The sequence below is a fragment of the Streptomyces sp. G45 genome, from assembly GCF_049542095.1.
Lineage (GTDB): Bacteria > Actinomycetota > Actinomycetes > Streptomycetales > Streptomycetaceae > Streptomyces.
The window spans coordinates 40,230-58,887 of record NZ_JBMUZU010000001.1; the positions used below are offsets into that span (position 1 = coordinate 40,230).

Sequence of the window (18,658 nt, forward strand, 5' to 3'; positions counted from 1 at the left end):
TCAGCGTACGGGCCACGTTCTTCGAGGGCCGCTCAGTCGCCGCCGGGCCCACATTCTGAGCCTCGCCGTCAGTTGGCCCGTGGCCTTGTCGCCCTTCGGTGGGTACGGGCTGTACTGGCTGGCCCTGAGGCGCTCAGGCTTGCCGTCGGCCTCCCGGCGGTCGTCGTCGGCTATCGCGGGGACGTCTCGTCCACCTGGGTGTGCGCGGGGCCGGACGGGTTCACGTCTCGATGCCGTGCTCGGCGTAGGGGACGAGGCGTACCGGTCCGAGCAACCCGTAGGGCTGTGTTCTGACGGGGCGTTCGAGAAAGCGGGAGTAGCCGGGTACGCCCTGCTCCGCGAGCGCGGTCAGGCGGTTCTTCAGCGTCGTGGTGACCTCGACCTCGATGACGTTCCGGCCCTGCCGCAGCAGGGCGCCGATGTCGATCCGGGGCGGGGCCACGCTGGCCGGGTGGGCGTGCCGCCCGTTGACCCGGACCTGGACGCCGCCCTCGACGCGGCCGAGTTCGAGGTAGGCGCCGTGGTTCGGGGCGGTCCAGTGCTCGTCGAGCGTGACCGTCGTCCGGTAGGTGCCGGTGCCTGATGTCGTCCGCAGTCGGGGAAGGGTCCGCCAGTCCACCAGGCGGGCGAGGCGGAGCGTGTGGCGTTCCTTGCCGCTGGGGACCGCGCCGTCCACGCGCAGCGACCAGTGCTGCGGCTCCAGAGGGCCGGGGAGGGACCCGAAGTCGACCGTGACCGTCCGTCCGTCGTCGAGCCGGGCGGTCGCCGTGCCTGCTCTGGTGGTGCGCAGGCGCAGTTGGTGCTCGCGGACGACGACGTCGTCCGCCGTGGTGGACTCGGCGTGCCGACCGACGGGCCGTTCGAAACCGATCACCGTGCTTTCGCCGGGCGCCAGCTCGATCGGTACCTCGACCCTCCCGCCGCCGACCCGGTAGCGGCCCAGTGGCCGGATCTCGCCGGTCCACAGGTCCCAGAGGTCAGGGGCCCGCTCGCCGACCGCGAAGGAGGCCGTGAAGCGGGCGGTCGCCCCGCCGACGAGCCGGATGGTCTTGTCCAGGACGGCTGAGGTGTTGCACAGGAACCAGTAGTCGGCCGTGGGAGTCCGCCGGTGCACGCCGTGCACCCGCTGCGGACGGTCGAACGCCACGTCGGGCCGCACCCCGAGGTGTGCCAGCGCCTCGGGAACGCCCGCCTCGTCCCGTACCAGGCAGACCCTCGGGGAGCGTCGGAGCCGCGCCACGGCGTCGCGCACCTCCGCGTCCTCCCGCTGGGGGTCGCGGTAGCCCGCTCCCCGGTCAGGGAAGCGGCCGACGAACACGATCGGCAGCCCGTCGCGCGCGAAGGCCACGAGGTGCCGCGCCACGGCCGCGGACATGGCGTCGCTGCAGTCGACGACCCCTAGGTGCTTGGACGCGTCCAGCTCGACGACCAGGGCGCCATAGCTCGGGGCCCCCACCACCAGCCGCCCGTCACGCACCGCCGTGTCCTCGCGGGCGAGGGAACCGGGGTCGACGACGTCGAAGCTGTATCCCGACGCGGCCAGGGCGGCGTCCAGCAGCGGTTCGCCACGCTCGTCCGTGCGGGGGTCGTCGACGCGGCCGTATCCCTGCACGTCGCGGTAGAGGGCGATGTCGGTGACGGGACGCCCCGTCCTGAGCACCGTCTGCGCCCGGGCGAAGTAGTCGGTGAGCGGTCGCAGGTGCCGCCACAGCGGCAGCGCCGGGGTGAGTCCTTCGCTGAACCCGTACTCCCGTCCGGCGAGGTCGTGCTCGGACGACCACGGCCACCACGACGGCCAGCCCGCGCCGTGAGCGTGCTTGTACGGGTATCCGTGGAGGACCAGTTCGTTCGCCCCGCCGACGAATCCCTTGTCGGCGAGGTACTTCAGGGCCTCGGGGGTGATCATGTAGTCGCCGTGGGTGATGTCCCCGAGTTCCATCGAGGCGATCTCGCGCCCGGCCAGGCGGCCGCCCGAGCTGAGGGTCCGCGTGAACGCGACCGGGCCGTCGAACGGGTCGGCGTCCGGTGCCGCGTACTCCTGGTTGATGGCGACGACGTCCATGGTCAGCATGTGCCCGCGCCCCTGGAAGTCGAGGCCGTGCCCGCGGGCCCAGGCGCGGGCCGGGCGCACGTGGTGGTCCCTCCACAGCTCCGTCAGTGTCTCGTTGTAGTCGTGCCGGACGCGGTGGCCGACGCTGCCGGAGTAGTCGTAGGCCGGTCCTTCGGCCTCGAAGTCGATGCTGTGCCAGCCGACGACGGCCAGCGCCGGGAGGAAGGCGGCCGGGTCGTAGCCCCGGCGGGCGCGGAACTCCTCCAGGAACCGGCCGGTCCACAGCAGTCCGCCGAACGCGAACTCCAGCGAATCGTCGTGGAAGCGGTCGGCGACCTCGGCGGCGAGCGGCCCGAGGCGCTTGAGGAGGCGCCGGTCGAGGTCGGCGGTCGCCGCCCTGGTGGCGTCCGGGTTGAGCTGGTCGAGGACCAGCGGGTCGTTCGGCCTCGTACTGTCGTTGGACCGCTGGCCGGTGGGTGCCTGCCAGAATCCGAACACGACCCATCGGCCCTCGGGCACCGTCCAGTGCACCCTGCCCTGCCCGTCCAGGGTCGGCGTGAGGTCCCTGCTGTGCCGTGGGTCCAGGACTCGCGGGGCCTGGAGCCGGGCGGCTACGGCGGCCACAAGGTGCGCGCCGCGCGGGTCCGCGTCGCCGGGTCGCGGCGGGGTGCCGCTGAACCGGGTGGGCCCTGTCACTTCCCGGTGTCCGAAGACGAGTTGCTGCTGGGCGAGGGCGGAGAACCGGCCGGACACGGCGGGGCTGTTCCACGGCCAGCCCGAGCTCACCTGGAAGTCGATGCGGAAGCCGTGCTCGCGTGCCGCCCGCAGGGCCGCCTCGATGCGGCGGGCCCAGTGGGGTGTGCCCCACAGGAACCGTTCGGGCGGACGCTGGTCGTTCGGGTGGGCGAGGCCGGGGGTCTCGAAGAACTGCGCCCCTCCGAAGCCCGCCTTCACCAACTCACTGATCTCAGCGCGGAGTTCGGCGTCCCGCACGGCCGGTCCGGGCCACCACCAGGTGACGCGGGGGCGAAGCCGCGGCCCCGGGTTCCGAAACGTCTCGGCCATATGGTCGTACGCGGAGGACGTCCCCGTGGCGCCCGCGTTGCCGTCCGCCGCGGGAAACGCCTCCGCGTCCGGCAGCGCCAGCGTCACGCCGAGGGCTCCGAACCCCCCGAGGAACATACGCCGGTCGATGCCGGAGCCGTTCTGGTCGGTGGTCATCTACCGTCCTCTCCCTGGGAGTTGACCCAAGAATGGAGAGGGGTGACGGGCGCCGCCATCGGCCGATGGTCTAGCGACGGGCGACCAAAGAATGCGACCGGGCACCTTCGGAACCCCGGGGATCTGTCCCCGGAGCGGAGCTGCGACGCCGAGGAGGGCGGATGACGGCCCCCTGCCCCGCACCGCCGAACGGGGCCCTCGCGCCCACTCCGACCGTGCGGGGCCGAGCGGTCGACGGGCGCCGACCGCGTCGACTCACTCACCGTCAGGCTGTAGAAGTGGATGGGCGAGTCGCGATGCGTGTGGCTGGTTCGCGGGCAGCTACTCAGGGGGATCTAGGTACGCGTGCCCAGGCGGTGCCTGCTGCCCGCTGCCTAGCATCCCGGGCATGACTTCCGAGCAGATGAGCGAGGCCAGCGCGGCACGGACGCAGGTGCGGGGTACGTCGTCGCTGGTGCTGGGCGTGGCCGCGTTCGCGTTGATTGTCTTCCCGGTGTTCGCCCCGCTGCCGGATCAGACCCGCTTCCTTCTGTGGGGCGGTATCGCTCCCGCGGGGATCGCCGCGATCGTCTGTGGTCTGATCGTGCTGCACCGGGTACAGGGCCGCCCGAACGTCGACGCCGCGCGGGCACGGATGGGTATCGCGCTCGGCATAGCGGCCATCATGCTGCTGGTGGCCGTCTTCGTCTGGCTGATCTGGGCACTCGACCAGTCCATCAGCTAGAACGCCAGGGCGACGGCGCACGCGATCAGGCCGTCGGTGCGGCCAGCCGGTCTCGGCCGAGCGTCTACCACCGGCTCTTCGAACCGTTGCAAACCGTGGCACAGGACAAGCGCCGGTGTGGCCGAGGGGCGTTTTCCGTGCCCGTATCCGGGGCTGCGCCGGGCACGGCACAGCCGCCTGCGGAATGGAGCCTGACGCCCGGCGTCAGGCTCCATTCCGCAGGCGTGCCAGGACTCGAAGCTCAGCGGCGTGCGATCGGCGCCGACCCGGCTTACGTCGACTTCGCCTGATCCTGCTACCGGTGCAGGTTCGCCCTGGAGCACATATTTCGCCTGTTCAAGCAGTACTTGGGCTGGCCCCGCCCCCGGCTGCGTGAACCGTAGGACGCCCACGTTACGCCCCCGGTCCTGCTCGGCGGGCCGATCGTCACGCGCCTCAGGGTTGCGGCGGCTGGACCAGCCGGTGCAGGAGGCCGAGGAACTGGTCGCGCTCCTCGGGGGAGAAACCGGTGAGCATCTGCTCGCTCACCGCGACGACCGTGGGCGCGAGCCGGACCGCCAGGTCCCGGCCGCTTTCGGTGATGCGGACGACCTTGCGGCGCCGGTCGCTGTCGTCCCTGGTGATGTCCACGAGGCCCTTGCTGTGCAGCCGTTCGAGCAGGGGGGCCGCCGTCGACTTGTCGAGGCGGGCGAGGGCGCCCAGCGTGCCCTGGTCCATGGCGCCGCGCGTCTGCAGCAGGCTCAGGACGGTGAACTGCGGCCCGGTCAGTTCGCGGTGCACCTGCTCGTGCCAGAGCCGGGTGTGGAGCTGGTTCAACTGACGGGCCAGCGGACCGAGCCCGCTGATCGCTTCGAGCAGGACGCGGTCGTCCGCACGCTTCGGCGCCATGGTTTTCCGCCTCCGGGCTCTTGATTAGGACGTGTACGGACTATACCGTCCAGCAAGTAGGACGCATACGCCATAACTTTACGTGACAGCTCGACGGTCGACGGGGCTCGCAGCACCCCCGATTGCGCCGGTCGCAGCCCCCTTGCCACCTGCGCGCCTTAACCGTCAACGGGGCCTGTGGCGCGCCCTGTCGCACTTACTCTCCGTAGCATTGGCACCTTTCGAGGTTTTGGAGACAGGCCTTGTCCGCCTGATGAACCGCTTGTATACATGTCGCTCATGAGCAATGCACCAAGCCTGGGCTCACGGTCGGACCGGGGTCCGTCGAGGGCGGCTCCTACCGTCAAGTTCGCACTGCCAGAACCGAGTTCACGGCCTAGCTCACCCGACCGGAGGCGGCGCAGAGCGCCTCTTCAGCACCCTCACCAACCGCGGCCGACCCGGCCTACCCCGGGTGAGCCGCGCACAGAAGGCCAAGGAGGACGCATGACGACCCAGGAGGACGCTTGGGCGAGGAGGGCGGACGTATGAGGATCGCGCTCGTCCAGGTCGCCAGCCCCATCGAGGAGACCCCGGGCCAGCGCCGTGAACGCGTCGGGCGGATGGTGGCCGAGGCGCGCGGCGCCGACCTGGTCGTGCTGCCGGAGTTGTGGGCCGTCGGCTACTTCGCCTTCGATGACTACGCAGCGCGGGCCGAGCCCCTGGACGGACCCACCGTCGAGGCCGCCCGCACCTGGGCACGGGACATCGGCGCGTACGTCCACCTCGGCAGCATCGTGGAGCGTGACGCGCGGGGCCGCCTCTCCAACACGGCTGTCCTGCTCGACCCCGAAGGGAAGGTCGCGCACACCTACCGCAAGGTGCACGTCTTCGGGTACGCCTCGCGCGAGGCCGAACTCCTCACGCCCGGCGCCTCGTTGGACGTCACCGACACCCCGTTCGGCCCGCTCGGCGCCACCACCTGCTACGACTTGCGCTTCCCCGAGCTGTGGCGCGGACTCGTGGACCGCGGCGCCAAGACGGTGGTCGTCCCGGCGGCCTGGCCCGCCGCCCGGCGCGAGCACTGGCGGCTGTTCACCAGCTGCCGGGCCGTCGAGGAGCAGGTGCTGCTCATCGCCTGCAACGCCGTCGGATTCCAGCACGGTGGCGTCGAACTCGGCGGCCACAGCAGGGTCGTGGACCCCTGGGGCACTGTCCTGGCCGAGGCGGGCACCGCGGAGGGCGTGACGTTCTGCGATGTCGACGCGGCCCTGGTCGACACGGTGCGCGCCGAGTTCCCGGTGCTCGCGGACCGCAACTGGCCCGCGGCTCACGCCGATTCCGACCAGTGAAGAACCCCGTACTCCCCTGCCGAACGACGAGGAAGCAACCGTGCCTCAGCCCCGACCTCACCCCCGACCCTGCGCGTCACCCGTACCGGAGAGCGACTGGAGATCGCCCCGGCGCGGCTGATCGTCGCCGGATACACGGCCCGCGACCGGGCCTCCGTGGACCATCACATCGCCGAGTTGGCCGCCATCGGCGTCCCGCCGCCCTCCTCGGTGCCCGCCTTCTACGACCTCGACCCCCGCCTGGTCACCACCGACGCGGTGATCGAGGTGGCCGGTGCCGCCACCTCCGGCGAGGTCGAGCCGGTGATCGTGCGGCACGGCGGCCGGTACTTCCTGGCCGTCGGCTCCGACCACACGGACCGGGAGTTGGAGCGCGCCGACATCGCCGCTGCCAAGGCCGCCTGCCCGAAGCCCGTCGGCGACACGGTCGTGGAGATCGGCCCGGACCTGTCGGCCCTCGACTGGGACGCGGTCGCCGCCGAATCCACCGTCGACGGCACCCCGTACCAGCAGGGCAGCGCCGCCACGCTGCGGCATCCCGGCGAACTCGTGGAGCGGATGACCGCCGTGCTCGGCGGGATCCCCGGCGACCTGGTGCTCTTCTGCGGCACGTTCCCGCTGCTCACCGGGGCGTTCGTGCACGGCAGCCACTGGCGCGTGTGCCTGGGCCTCCCCGACGGCACCGCTCTGACCCACCGTTACGAGACCAAGCTCAGGAGTGTGTGATGCGCACCGGATCCGACTACCTCGCCTCGCTCAAGGACGCCCGCCGTGTCTTCGTGGACGGCGAGCCCGTACCGGACGTCGCCCACCATCCGGCGTTCGCGCCGATCGCCCGGACCATCGCGGGCCTCTTCGACACCGCCGCCGACCCCGCGTCCGGCATCGCGCGGACCGACCCCGGCACCGGGGCCACTGTCAACCGCCTGTTCACCACGCCGCGCAGCCGCGAGGACCTCACCGCGTACCGGGAGGCCGCCACCGTGTGGGCGCGTGAGACGCACGGCTGGGTGGGCCGCAGCCCCGACCATGTGGGTGCGTTCTTCGCCGCGTTCGCCGCCCACCCGGAGGCCTTCGCCGCGCAGTCCGGTGAGCACGACTTCGCCGCGAACATCGCCGCGTACCACCAGCGCATCGTCGACGAGGACCTCTACCTCTCGTACGCGATCATCCCGCCGCAGGTCTCCCGGGCCACCACCGCGCACGCCTGGGACGGCGAGCTGGTGCAGGTCGGGGTCGCCGAGGAGCGGGCCGACGGCATCGTGGTCCGGGGCGCGCAGATGCTGGCCACCGGCGGTGCGGTCGCCGACGAGATCTTCGTGTCCTGCATCAAGCCGCTCGGCCCGGAGGACACCGACTTCGCGCTGAGCTTCGCCGTTCCGGTGGGCGCCGACGGCCTCAAGCTGTACTGCCGACGCCCGTACGCTCCGGCCGCGAGCAGCGCGTACGACTATCCGCTGACCACGCGCTTCGACGAGACCGACGCGCTGCTCGTCTTCAACGACGTGTTCATCCCGTGGGAGCGGCTGTTCGTCTACCGCGATGTGGCCGGTCTGCGGCGGCAGTTCTTCGACACCGGCGCACACGTCCTGGGCAACTGGCAGGCGCAGACCCGCTTCGCGGTGAAGCTGCAGTTCCTCGCCGGACTCGCCCGCAAGGTCACCGCCGTCAACGGGGTCGACCGGTTCCCCGGGGTGGTCGAGAAGCTCGGCGAACTCGCCAGCCTGGCCTCGCTCGTGGAGTCCGGGGTGCTCGCCGCCGAGTACACCGCCGAGCCCGACGGGCAGGGCCTGTGGCGCCCCGGCGCTCGCGCGGTGTACGGCGCGATGGGCCTGCAGTCCGAGCTGTACCCCCGCGTCCTCGCCATCCTGCGGGACCTGGTCGGCGGCGGTGTCCTCCAGGTCCCGTCCAGCGTCGCCGACATGACCCACCCCGAGTCGCGTGCCGACATCGACCGCTATGTCCACAGCCCCCACGCGGAGGCAGAGGAGCGCGTGAAGCTCTTCAAGCTCGCCTGGGACGCGGTGGGCAGCGAGTTCGCGGGCCGCCACCACCAGTACGAGCTGTTCTACGCGGGCGCCCCGTTCGTCGTGAAGGGCTACGCCTACCGCAACTACGGGTTCGACGGGCCCGTCGCCGACGTCGACGCCTTCCTGTCGGGCTACGGCCTCGACTCCATCCCTGCCTGACACCCCTGCCTGACACCCCTGCGGCGATCGACACATGCCGAGCCATTCAGAGCACTGAGGAGCACCTTCCCATGAACAAGCCGGAGTTCGAGTTCTTCCCGGTCACAGAGATACCCCTCACGGTGTGCCCCGGCGACGATCCGAAGATCACCGAGCGGATCCTCGCCAAGGACCCCGAGAGCGGCGTCGCCACCCGCATCCTGCGGTACGAGCCGGGCGCCGACTCCTCCCCGATGGGCGTCCAGAAGCACGACTTCTGGGAGGAGGTCTACATCCTGGAGGGCTCCTTCCACGACCTGACCCTCGATCAGACCTTCAGTGCGGGCCAGTACGCCTGCCGCCCGCCGGGCATGGAGCACGGCCCCTGGCGCACCGACGAGGGCGTCACGACCTTCGAGGTCCGCTACCGCACCACCTGAACCGACCCCTTGGAGCCCTCCATGGCTACCCCCTTGTCCCCGGCGGCCGCCCCCGAATCCCCGGCCACCCCCGAACCCCCGGTCACCCTTGAGTCCCCGGTCTCCGCCGTGGAACCCCTGACGATGCGGCGCACCATGGGCCGCTTCGCCACCGGCGTCGCAGTGGTCACCACCAGCGCCGATGGCGCGCCGCACGGCATGACCGTCAACTCGCTCACCTCCGTCTCGCTGGATCCGCCGCTGCTCCTGGTGTGCCTCACCACGGGCGCGCGCACCACCGAGGCCGTCACCGCTTCGGGGCGGTTCGCGGTGAACATCCTCTCCTCCCGTCAGGAACACCTCGCGACGCGCTTCGCCCAGCGCGGCGCCGACCACTTCGCCGGACTCGACGTCATCCACGGGCAGCTTCACGTCCCCGTCATCCCGGACGCGTTCGCTCGTCTGGAGTGCACGGTCGAGCGGCACTTCGTCGCTGGCGACCACAGCGTCGTCATCGGCGAGGTACTCGACACCTACGAACGTGACGGTGAGCCGCTCGGCTTCCTCGGCGGCAAGTTCAGCGACATCGCCGAGCGCGGGCACGAGCCCGCGCAGTGGTTCTTCTGACCGGACCGGACGGCTCGGCTCTCATCCCCACTCCCCCATTTCACTCTCTTTCGCCTCGATTCCCCCGTCTCTTCCCTTCCGTGGATGCCCGGGCACCAGTGGTCCCGTGTCCCGGTGGCCGCCGACACGGTCACCGGGGCGCCCGGCCATCCGCCTATGCCTCCGCTCAGGACCACCCCGGTCCCGGCCGCCAGGAGTCGAGATCGCGCATGCCCAGCTCATCGGACGCCCCCCCTGCCGCAACCCGCGCCTGAACATCCACATGGTCAACCGGCACACCGCCACCAGCGCACCCCGGCCCCTGGCGCGGGGCATGCTCGCCGACGCCGTCGTGCTCAGCGAGGCGCGGCTCCGCCGCCCCAGTCGGCGCCGCCGTCGAGGACGTTCAGCGCCGCCAGCGTGCCCGCCAGATGCGTGGAAACCGCCTGCCCGGCCTTGTCGGCCGCACCGGCACGCACGGCCTCGACGATGGCACGGTGCTCGGCGAGGACATTGCGCGCCCGGTCGGCGGTGCCGACGACCGCGCGCAGCCCCATCCGGATCTGCCGGTCCCGCAGCGACTCGTAGAAGTCGGCGAGCACCGGGTTGCCAGCGCTCCGTACGATCGCGCGGTGGAAGGCCCGGTCGCACTCGATGAAGGCGACGTGATCGTCCAGGAGGCTCTCCTGCTCCTCGACGTACCGGTCCAGCTCCGCCGCGAACTCCGGTCCCCGTGCGACGACTTGGCGGACACACCAGTCCTCGACGAGTTCGCGGGCCTGCATCACCGAGCGCACCTCGGCATCCGAGATCGGCGGGACGAAAGCGCCCTTCTTCGGCACGATCTGGACGAACCCCTCGGTCTCCAGGCGCAGCAGGGCTTCCCGTACCGGGGTACGGGAGGTTCCGGCCGCCTGCGCGACCTCCGACTCCGTGAGGAAGGACCCCTCGCGCCGAGGCATGTGCGCGATGTGCCGCTTCAGCCAGCGGTAGGTCACGTCCTGCGCCGATCCGGCCCGGGAGGGCAGGCCGTGTGTGCTGCTCATGGGCGACATGTATACAAGCCGGATGTCACCTACGCAACAGCGGTGAGCCGGGGCCGGTGGCCGCCCTCCGGGCAGCGGAAGTCCCTCTGGCCGGAGGGCTGTGAAGGGGCACCCCGGTTCCGAGGTGTCCAAGCGGCCGGTTCGTTATGGAGAACGGGAGGGGCGCTGGACTGGCGTGTGATGCGTGGTCCGTCGGAGCCGCCCCGTGCTGGCCGACCTCCCCAGCCGCCGCCCGCGTACCACTGGAGATACCGGTGACGAGGACGTACGACACTACGAGGGTGCTCCCCGGCGTGGTTCTCGTTCGCGGGCGATCCGCCGGGCGGCTGCTTCGGCGGAGATGCGGGTCGTGTCGCACTGACGGGTGAGGGTGCCTGCCGAGAGGTACGGGGCGCGCAGTCCGCGGCGGGTGAGTACTCGGCCGACGGCGGAAGCCTGAGCGCGGCCCGCGCTCGACAGGACGTCGCAGTCCTGTGATCCGGCGGATGCCCAGCCGTGGCGGACGGCAGATGAGGGACGCGGCAGCGGCGGCGCGTCGCCCGGGTCATGCGGCCGCCGTCGGCCTGCTCCCAGCGGGCTTTGGCTCCGCCGAGGTCCCTCAGCGGACCTCCCAGGGTGGCCAGTTCCCAGTCGAGTACCCCGATGGCCTCCAGGGTCTCCTCGTCGAGGACGGGAACGCCCAGGCGCGGATCGCTGCGGACGGCGCTGCGCGCGGCGGCGCTTCGAGCTTCGCCTGGTCGACCGGCTGGCGGAGCCCGGGCGTGCCAGGCGCCGGGGAGCGCCGCCAGCGAGGCCGGGTGAGCTGACGGAGAGGACCGGTCGAGCCACGACGGTTGTCACCGATGGGGCATCCCGCTTGCCCCAACCGCCCGTTAGGCAGACTTTCCGTCACCCGTACACCCGTACACCCGTACCGAGGCACCCGTACACACCCATACCGGAGATCATCAGTTCCCGGATGCCCCAGCGATGCCGTGCTCGGGGCTGAGCCCTTCCACAGCGAGGCGGAAGAGGCGGTCGGCCTGGGTCTCGGGGTCCTTGTGGTGCTCGGTGGCCAGGGCGATGCCGACGGCGAGGGTCAGCAGGTCGTGAAAGGTGACGTGCGGTGCGACCGCCTTGTCGCGAATGGCCCGCCGCAGCAGGGGAGTTCCGGCCGCGGCGATTCTGTTGCCACAGGAGTGCGGGGAGGGTTCCTCGGTGGGAGGCTCGTAGCTGAGGGTGTTGGCGAATCCGCGGGCTGAGACGGCGTAGCGGACGAGGGCGTGGAGCCACTCCAGGAGGGCAGCGCGGCCGTCCTCGGCAGCACCCAGCTGGTGGGCGCGCTCGCACAGGCCCTCGATGCGCTCCTGAAAGACGGCTTCGAGCAGGGCACGGCGGGTGGGGAAGTGACGGCGCACGGTCGCCGAACCGACGCCTGCGATGCGGGCGATCTGCTCCCGGGACACCTCGGCGCCGTGCGCGGCGACCTCGGCTTCGGCGACGGCGAGGATGTGCTGGTAGTTGCGTCGGGCGTCCGAGCGCTGACCGGTCATGATCTCCTCATTGCTAAACGGCGGGCCCCGCCATATCGTACCGGCAGGCAAAACGGCGGGCCCCGCCGTTTTCGCTCTCCGGTCCGTGAGGAGCAGCAACCATGCCCATCGACAGCGATACCGTCCTGGTCACCGGTGCCACCGGCCAGCAAGGCGGGGCCACGGCCCGCGCACTCCTGGCCGCCGAGGTGCCCGTACGCGCACTCGTACGCGATCCGCGGTCGAAGTCCGCCCAAGCGATCGAGGCGCTGGGTGCCGAGCTGGTGCGGGCGGATCTCTCCGATCGGGCCTCCCTCGGCCCGGCGGTCGATGGGGTCCGCGCGGTGTTCTCGGTGCAGCGGCCGCCCATGACCGAGACCAGCGTGGACTTCGCGGGCGAACTCGCCCAGGCCATGAACCTGGTGGACGCGGCGAAGACTGAGGGAGTACGGCAGTTCGTGCAGTCCTCGACCAGTGGAGTCGGTGAGCACACCCGGGTCACAGGCTGGGCCGAGGGCCGCTGGGCGGCGATGGCGGACTACTTCCACACCAAGCAGGCGATCATGGAGGCGGTGCGTGGTGCGGGATTTGCCCACTGGACGGTGATCAAGCCCGCCTTCTTCATGGAGAACCTGCCCCTACTGGCCCCCAAGGGGCCGCGCGGCGGACTGCTGACGGTACTGAAGCCGGGGACCGAACTGGCCCTGGTGGCCGTGCGGGACATCGGCGCGGCTGCGGCGCACGCCCTTCGAGACCCCGCCCGGTTCCACCAGGTGGAACTGGAACTGGCCGGTGACCTGCGCACGATGGAGCAGATCGTGCGAACCTTGTCCGCCGCCTGGGGCGTGCCCGTGACCGCACCCTCCATGAGCCTGGAAGAGGCCCTGGAGGCGGGCATGCCGCCGTGGGGAGCCGGACACGAGTGGAACAACGCGGTCCTCCAGCCCGCCCGGCCCGAGTTCGCCCGGAAGTTGGGTATCCCGGTCACCACCTTCGCCGAGTGGGCGGATGAGCAGCTGACGCCCGTGGCCGACTAGGGCGTATCCGGCACTGGGAGGCTCGGCAGCGCCCGTCGGGGCGGGCTGAGGTGAGAAGTTGGGGTGGCCTTGCCCGGGCATCTCTGTGTGGCAGGGGCGGGTCGGCTATCTCGCCGGGTAGGAGCTGCCCCACGGCGACCTCGCGCGGTGGGCGCCGCCCGTGCTGCTGCCGCTGATGGCCGTGCTGTTCTGCGTGCTGGCCGGATGGATGTGGTGGCTGAGCGTGGTGGCCCGCACCCGGTCCCCGCTGCGGGACAGATAGATGGTCGCGTCGCTGGTGTTCGTCGCGGTCAGCTGGGTGTTCTGCGGAGTGGTCCCGGTCGACGACCCGTCGGTACCGGTGGGCCTGCTGAGCGCCGCCGTGACCGTGCTCGGTACGAGACGAGGAGGCCGCTAGCGAAGCGTTGCGGCTTCCCGGCATCCAGCGCGCTCCCACAGCGGCGGCTTCGGTGCGGGGTGTGGGTCACGGCAGGGGTCATGGGTTCTCGGGCGTGGGGGCGCGGCCACGGAAGGGGGGCGGCGGCTGCTCCTGCCCTAGCCAGGTCGTGAGGCCGGTCGCGATAGCGTCGCCGCGACGGCCGTAGCACCGACGAGGGCCGCGGCTTCGACACGTACATGAGCAGCGGCGTCCTGCCGCAGTCCACTCGTGCACCCGCTCTCATGCCTCAGCCGTCACGTCCTGATGCAGTTGCGTGGCGGTGCCCACCCGACACTCCGCCTCCACAGCCCTTTGCGCAGTGGCCCGTCAGCGGTGATGCGGAGAGCTTCCGGGTGCTCCCGCGCGCCGTGTCTGTGCGCCTTTGCGGGACAGGTCAGAGGGGCGGAGCATGCCGGTATCGGGCGGGCCGGAGCTCCCTTCCCATCTGCAGGCTCTGTGTTCCGGCCGTGATTCTGCCGCGGAGGGACTGCGCCCATGTTAACGACGCTCATCACTGCCGCCGTGGCGATCGTCGCCACCCTGCTGGGTTCGGTCGTCAGCGGCCGGTTCCAGGAGCGCGCCGCGGAGCGCGCGGTGCGCGCCACCCACGACGCGACCATCCGCCGCGAACAGCTCAGGGCGGTCACGGAGCTGGCTTGTACGGTCAGCACCCACCGCACAGCGATCTGGAAGCGGGGAGACGCCGTTCTCCAGCGCGCCAGCGACGAGCGGATCGCTGACCTGCGCACCAGGGGGCATGACACCCGCGCTCTGGTCGCTCATCCGCTGACCACGCTGCGCGTCCTCATCGAGGATCAGGGCGTGCGCGCCGCCGCAGACCGCATGATCGCGCTGACGTACGAGATGCACGGCGCGTGGTCCACCAGGGACGGGCTGACATCGGCACGCTTGGCCGCGGTGGCCGCGCATGATGCTTTCGTGGACGTCGCTGGCCGCTACGTTCGCAGCCCGGTATACCCGGTATAGGCGACACCGCCAGCGAAGGAACAGACCCGCAGAATCGCCTCCGGCCCACGGGCCAGGACCCTTTCTCCGCGCCGCCGACGGAACCAGCCGCGGCGGCCCCTGCCCGGCAGTGGCCGTCCTCCGGCGGCACGGCGGTCCGGAGGCGGGCGGCATGGGCGGCGCCAGCCAGGAAGGCGTCCCGGTCTGTGGAGGTGACGGAGCGCCGACGTCCCCTCTCCTGACCGGTTCCTCGGTCCGCGCGAACTCACGCTCCAGGTCGGCTACGGCGCCGCGCGCGGGCCAGTGTCTGGTCCAGCGAGTGGCCTCCCCGCTGCACAGGCCGTCGCGGGAAGCAGCGACGCACCTCGTGTCCGTCAACGGGAACGGAATGTCGAACTCGATGTGCGGCAACAGGTGCACCCCTTCGCGGGCGGGCTTCCCCGGCAGGACAAGTCAGCGGAGCTGGAAGGATCCGCCGCGACCGACGCGGCACGTGTGGCGCAGCGATCGTACAGTTCTGGCACGCACAAGATCCGTAAGGCAGTTCGGGAGGGTTCATGGCAGTCCACGGCACGGTGGCCGCCGGTTTCGAGGGCGTACGGGAGGAGTTCGCCGCGTTCTTGGAGCGCGAGGAGAACGATCCGGGCGCGCAGTTGGTCGTGTACCGGGGCGGCGAGCGGGTCGTGGATGTGTGGTCGGCGGGTGTGACGGGCGACGCGCTGCTCGGGGTCTTCTCGTCCACCAAGGGCGCGATGGCCCTGGTGTGTGCGCTGCTGGTGCAGGACGGCGTCCTCGATCTGGACCGCACCGTGGCTTCGTACTGGCCGGAGTTCGCCGCCAAGGGCAAGGGGGCGATCACTCTGCGCGAGGTGCTCGCGCACCGGGCCGGTGTGGTCGGCCTCGACCGCGGCTTCACGCTCGAGGAGCTGGCCGACGACCGGGTGATCGCGCGGCTGCTGGCCGAGCAGCGCCCGTTCTGGCAGCCGGGGCAGTTCTTCGGCTACCACGGCTATGTGATCGGAGCGCTGGTCGGCGAGGTGATCGTCCGGGCGACGGGGCGCACGCTGCAGGAGTGGTACGAGGAGCGGATCCGCGCTCCGTACGGTCTGGACCTGTGGCTGGGCCTGCCGGAGTCCGAGGAGCCGCGCTTCTTGTCCACGCTGCCGATGCTGACGACCCCCGAGCAGCAGGCCGAGATCGACGCCGCTCCGTACAGCAAGTACAGCCTGGGCGGCATCGCGTTCAACGAGCACGCGCCCGACGCCGTTGAACTCCAGGACTTCGTGAACGCGCGCCTGGTGCGCGCGAAGGGCCAGGCGTCGTGCGGCGGTATCGGCACCGCGCGCGGGCTGGCCGGGATGTACGCGGCGGCCGCGTTCGGGCTGAACGGCGACCATCCGCTCCTGGAACCGGACACCGCCGCCGAGTTCGCCCGCGTCCACTCCGCGGGCACCGACTTGGTCAGCGACTCCGTGAAGCAGTTCGGCCTGGGCTTCAACACCATCACGGGAAACTTCGACTCCGTCGCCGCCGGTGCCTTCGGCCACAGCGGCGCCGCGGGCTCGCTCGCCTTCGCCGATCCGCGCCAGGGCTACGCGTACGCCTACACCCGCCGCCGCCATGCCTACCCAGGCGGCGCGGCACTGGAGAACGTGGGCCTGCTGTGGTCGGTGGTCCGCGCGCTCGGCTGACCCGAACAGGGCGCTGCCCGAGGCCCCGGGCCGTGCCCGTGACGCATCCGCGCCCGGTGAAACGCTCGGTCAGTGGGAACGGGCGGCGCACAGGGCCTCGGCTCATCGCCTCTTAGCTAGCTCTGCCGATCGCCTCGTTGGGCTTGGCGAGCCGGTGGCGCTCAAGGCGGATCGCGGCCAGGTGGCGGGCCTGGCAGGTCCTGGCCCGCCACCTGGCCGCCGGGGAGCGCTCCAGCGCGCCGTAGGGCTCCCGGCACGCCTCTCGCTCATCCTGCGTGATCGCCGCCGTCCAGAGCGTCCGGTCCGGCTGTGCGTCCCCGAACTCCGTGCGGTCGAAGTCCCTCACTCCGGTGATCACCGGCCGGGGCCTGGGAGAGCAGCAGGCCGTTGATCGCCCGCAAGTCCCCGGTCAGCAGCCTGGGCCCCGTGACCTCGTCAAGCACCGCGCGGTCAGGGGCAGCCACGGCCGCGGCCTTGCGCACGTCCGCGGAGCCCAGCCCAAACGCTGTCCAGGGTCGGCGGCGCTCTCCCCGAGCGACTCGATCACCGCGCTGCTCCACATGGCATGGCCCAGACCGGCCACCGACTCGGCCGCCGCATCGCCGCCGAAGGCCCGGTGGCAGACCGCTTCGACCTCCTCAGCAGGCAACGATTGCTGAAACGCTCCCGAGACCCGCTCGACCGGCCGGAACTCCATACGGTCCCTCCTCCTCGCCCCGTCGACGGACAGCGAAGCGCACGACAGCGGGCCCAGAGGGGTGCACGCGGCGCCGGGCCGGGCGGCCCCGGCGACTTCAAAGCGAGCGTGGCGCTCCCGTACCCGCAGGCTCCCCCGGCTGGAACACGTGCGCCCGGAGCAGTGGCTCCACCGTGCTCAAGCCAGCGGTCGCCCAGGCGGGCGCGGGACGGGCAGACTGCCGCTGCGCGACGTATCGGCGACCGGCACCGTACGACCGGCCCTCGCGCCTGGGCGGAGCCCGCGGTGGCGGCGCGAACCAGCCGGGCCGACGGCCGCCCTCGGCATGCGTGCTGAACCAAGGCGCGGTAGACCCGTTCGAGAAGGTCGCATCGGTCTTCCGCGCGGACCAATCCAAGGTCGTCCGGGCTCCGAATCACCGGTGAAACGGCGATCACCGCATGGTGTCCAGCCCCGGACCGGGGCCGCCACGTGACGAGGAAGGCTCCAGATGGTCGACGAGGCAGTCGCATGAGGCCGACGCGGAATGCCGATTCCACTTCGCCGCTCGGTCCGGTCCCTGACCTGGATGCCCGGCTGGTGAAGGTGGCCCGAGGTGATCAGGACGCCTTCACCGCGGTCTATGACGCGGTGTGCGGGCCGGTCCTCGGCCTGGTGCGCAGCGTGCTGCGGGACCCGGCGCAGTCCGAGGAGGTGACGCAGGAGGTCCTGGTGGAGGTCTGGCGTACGGCTGCCCGGTTCCGGCCCGAGAAGGGAAGCGCCATGACCTGGGTGATGACTCTGGCGCACCGGCGGGCGGTGGACCGAGTGCGTTCGGCCCAGACCGGTGCCGCACGCGAGCACAAGGCGGCGCTGCTGGACCAGTTGCCCGCGTACGACGAGGTGGCCGAGCAGGTCGAGACGCGGCTGGAACAGCAGCGCGTCCGCCGCTGTCTGGGCGCCCTCACGGCACTGCAGCGGGAGGCGGTGACCCTCGCGTACTACCGGGGCCTGACCTATCGCGAGGTGACCCAGCTCTTGACGCTGCCGCTGGGCACCGTCAAGACCCGCCTGCGTGACGGTCTGATCCGGCTGCGCGACTGCCTGGGGGTGTCCGTATGACCACCGCGGACCTGCACACCGCCACCGGCGCCTACGTCCTGCACGCCCTGGGGCCCGCCGAGCGCGCGCGATTCGAGCGGCACCTGGCCGCCTGCGACCCCTGCGCCCAGGAAGTGCGGGAGCTGGCCGCCACCGCGGAGCGCCTGGGCCTCGCGGTCGCCGCCGCGCCGCCGGTTCATCTGCGGGAGCAGGTGCTGCGGAGGATCGCCACGGTGCGCCAGGAGCCGCCGCGGACCTCGGTGCGCGGGCGGGCGGGCCGGTGGGCCCGAGCCCTGCCTCGAATGGCGCTCGCGGCCTGCCTCGCGGCGGCCGTGACCCTTGGCGGAGTGGCCGTGTGGCAGTACCGGTCGGCCCAGGACGCACAGGATCAGGCCCGCCAGACCCGTGAGCAGGCCGCCGAGCTGACCGCCGTGCTCGCGGCGCCCGACGCGCGGACCAGCACCGGCAAGCTCACGGACGGGGCGACCGGCACCGTCGTGGTGTCGCGGTCCATGGACCGCGCCGCCTTCCTCGCCTCGAAGCTGCCCGCACTGCCGGACGGCAAGGTCTACCAGCTGTGGTTCGACGACGGAGGGAAGATGCGGGCGGCCGGTCTTGTGCGCGACCCGGACACGAGCAGCGCGACTCTGCTCGACGGCCCTCTGGGCAACGCCTCCGGCATGGGCGTCACCGTTGAGCCAGCAGGTGGCTCCGAGCAGCCCACGACGGCTCCCCTCGGTCTCATGCCCTTCCCTGCCTAGGAGCAGGACCGCGACGGGCGCTCCGTGTGGTCGCGGGCAACCGG

Annotated in this window: 17 protein-coding genes; 12 read left to right on the top strand and 5 right to left on the bottom strand. The window is 71.5% G+C overall.

Annotated elements, in window-relative coordinates; all coding sequences use genetic code 11:
- Positions 1 to 220 precede the first annotated feature (220 nt).
- Positions 221 to 3,271, bottom strand: a complete 3,051-nt coding sequence (locus tag ACOBQU_RS00205) for a glycosyl hydrolase (RefSeq protein WP_423623471.1) — start codon at positions 3,269 to 3,271, stop codon at positions 221 to 223.
- 388 nt (positions 3,272 to 3,659) lie between these two features.
- Here ACOBQU_RS00205 and ACOBQU_RS00210 point away from each other — a divergent pair, with 388 nt between their 5' ends.
- A complete protein-coding gene (locus tag ACOBQU_RS00210; RefSeq protein WP_423623473.1) occupies positions 3,660 to 3,995 on the top strand; it encodes a hypothetical protein in 336 nt (111 codons plus the stop codon).
- A 435-nt stretch (positions 3,996 to 4,430) separates the two neighbouring features.
- Here the strand turns inward: ACOBQU_RS00210 and ACOBQU_RS00215 are convergent, their stop codons facing one another.
- Positions 4,431 to 4,883, bottom strand: coding sequence for a MarR family winged helix-turn-helix transcriptional regulator (locus ACOBQU_RS00215; protein ID WP_423623475.1), 453 nt, complete (start codon positions 4,881 to 4,883; stop codon positions 4,431 to 4,433).
- A gap of 527 nt (positions 4,884 to 5,410) precedes the next feature.
- Between ACOBQU_RS00215 and ACOBQU_RS00220 the strand changes: the two genes are divergently transcribed.
- The 5 genes from ACOBQU_RS00220 (at position 5,411) to ACOBQU_RS00240 (ending at position 9,428) form a co-directional block, all read left to right on the top strand.
- Complete coding sequence (locus ACOBQU_RS00220; protein ID WP_423623477.1) at positions 5,411 to 6,214, top strand: carbon-nitrogen family hydrolase; 804 nt, start codon at positions 5,411 to 5,413, stop codon at positions 6,212 to 6,214.
- Between the two features lie 69 nt (positions 6,215 to 6,283).
- Entirely contained in the window at positions 6,284 to 6,940 is a 657-nt protein-coding gene (locus tag ACOBQU_RS00225) for a DUF2848 family protein (RefSeq protein ID WP_423634169.1), read from the top strand.
- Positions 6,940 to 8,403, top strand: a complete 1,464-nt coding sequence (locus tag ACOBQU_RS00230) for a 4-hydroxyphenylacetate 3-hydroxylase family protein (RefSeq protein WP_423623479.1) — start codon at positions 6,940 to 6,942, stop codon at positions 8,401 to 8,403. Before ACOBQU_RS00225 ends, ACOBQU_RS00230 begins: the two co-directional genes overlap by 1 nt.
- A 71-nt stretch (positions 8,404 to 8,474) precedes the next feature.
- Positions 8,475 to 8,822 carry a cupin domain-containing protein gene (locus ACOBQU_RS00235; protein ID WP_423623481.1) on the top strand — a complete coding sequence of 116 codons (348 nt, stop codon included), beginning with the start codon at positions 8,475 to 8,477 and terminating at the stop codon, positions 8,820 to 8,822.
- A 21-nt stretch (positions 8,823 to 8,843) separates the two neighbouring features.
- Positions 8,844 to 9,428, top strand: a complete 585-nt coding sequence (locus ACOBQU_RS00240; RefSeq protein WP_423623483.1) for a flavin reductase family protein — start codon at positions 8,844 to 8,846, stop codon at positions 9,426 to 9,428.
- A gap of 335 nt (positions 9,429 to 9,763) precedes the next feature.
- Here ACOBQU_RS00240 and ACOBQU_RS00245 read toward each other — a convergent pair whose 3' ends face one another.
- Together ACOBQU_RS00245 and ACOBQU_RS00250 are read right to left on the bottom strand one after the other, a co-directional pair.
- A complete protein-coding gene (locus ACOBQU_RS00245) occupies positions 9,764 to 10,453 on the bottom strand; it encodes a GntR family transcriptional regulator (RefSeq protein ID WP_423623485.1) in 690 nt (229 codons plus the stop codon).
- Between the two features lie 947 nt (positions 10,454 to 11,400).
- Positions 11,401 to 11,985, bottom strand: a complete 585-nt coding sequence (locus ACOBQU_RS00250; RefSeq protein WP_423623487.1) for a TetR/AcrR family transcriptional regulator — start codon at positions 11,983 to 11,985, stop codon at positions 11,401 to 11,403.
- 101 nt (positions 11,986 to 12,086) lie between these two features.
- Here ACOBQU_RS00250 and ACOBQU_RS00255 point away from each other — a divergent pair, with 101 nt between their 5' ends.
- The 4 genes from ACOBQU_RS00255 (at position 12,087) to ACOBQU_RS00270 (ending at position 16,076) form a co-directional block, all read left to right on the top strand.
- The gene (locus ACOBQU_RS00255; protein WP_423623489.1) at positions 12,087 to 13,001 is read left to right on the top strand and encodes an NmrA/HSCARG family protein; all 915 of its coding nucleotides are present in this window, start codon (positions 12,087 to 12,089) and stop codon (positions 12,999 to 13,001) included.
- Between the two features lie 262 nt (positions 13,002 to 13,263).
- The gene (locus ACOBQU_RS00260) at positions 13,264 to 13,398 is read left to right on the top strand and encodes a hypothetical protein (RefSeq protein WP_423623491.1); all 135 of its coding nucleotides are present in this window, start codon (positions 13,264 to 13,266) and stop codon (positions 13,396 to 13,398) included.
- A 516-nt stretch (positions 13,399 to 13,914) separates the two neighbouring features.
- A complete protein-coding gene (locus tag ACOBQU_RS00265; RefSeq protein ID WP_423623493.1) occupies positions 13,915 to 14,406 on the top strand; it encodes a hypothetical protein in 492 nt (163 codons plus the stop codon).
- 536 nt (positions 14,407 to 14,942) lie between these two features.
- Positions 14,943 to 16,076 carry a serine hydrolase domain-containing protein gene (locus tag ACOBQU_RS00270; RefSeq protein ID WP_423623494.1) on the top strand — a complete coding sequence of 378 codons (1,134 nt, stop codon included), beginning with the start codon at positions 14,943 to 14,945 and terminating at the stop codon, positions 16,074 to 16,076.
- A gap of 112 nt (positions 16,077 to 16,188) precedes the next feature.
- Here the strand turns inward: ACOBQU_RS00270 and ACOBQU_RS00275 are convergent, their stop codons facing one another.
- Entirely contained in the window at positions 16,189 to 16,434 is a 246-nt protein-coding gene (locus ACOBQU_RS00275; RefSeq protein ID WP_423623495.1) for a hypothetical protein, read from the bottom strand.
- Positions 16,435 to 17,283: 849 nt separating this feature from the next.
- Here ACOBQU_RS00275 and ACOBQU_RS00280 point away from each other — a divergent pair.
- Positions 17,284 to 17,874, top strand: coding sequence for a sigma-70 family RNA polymerase sigma factor (locus ACOBQU_RS00280; RefSeq protein WP_423623496.1), 591 nt, complete (start codon positions 17,284 to 17,286; stop codon positions 17,872 to 17,874).
- A complete protein-coding gene (locus ACOBQU_RS00285; protein ID WP_423623498.1) occupies positions 17,871 to 18,614 on the top strand; it encodes an anti-sigma factor in 744 nt (247 codons plus the stop codon). The genes ACOBQU_RS00280 and ACOBQU_RS00285 overlap by 4 nt, the downstream gene beginning before the upstream one ends.
- Positions 18,615 to 18,658: the final 44 nt, after the last annotated feature.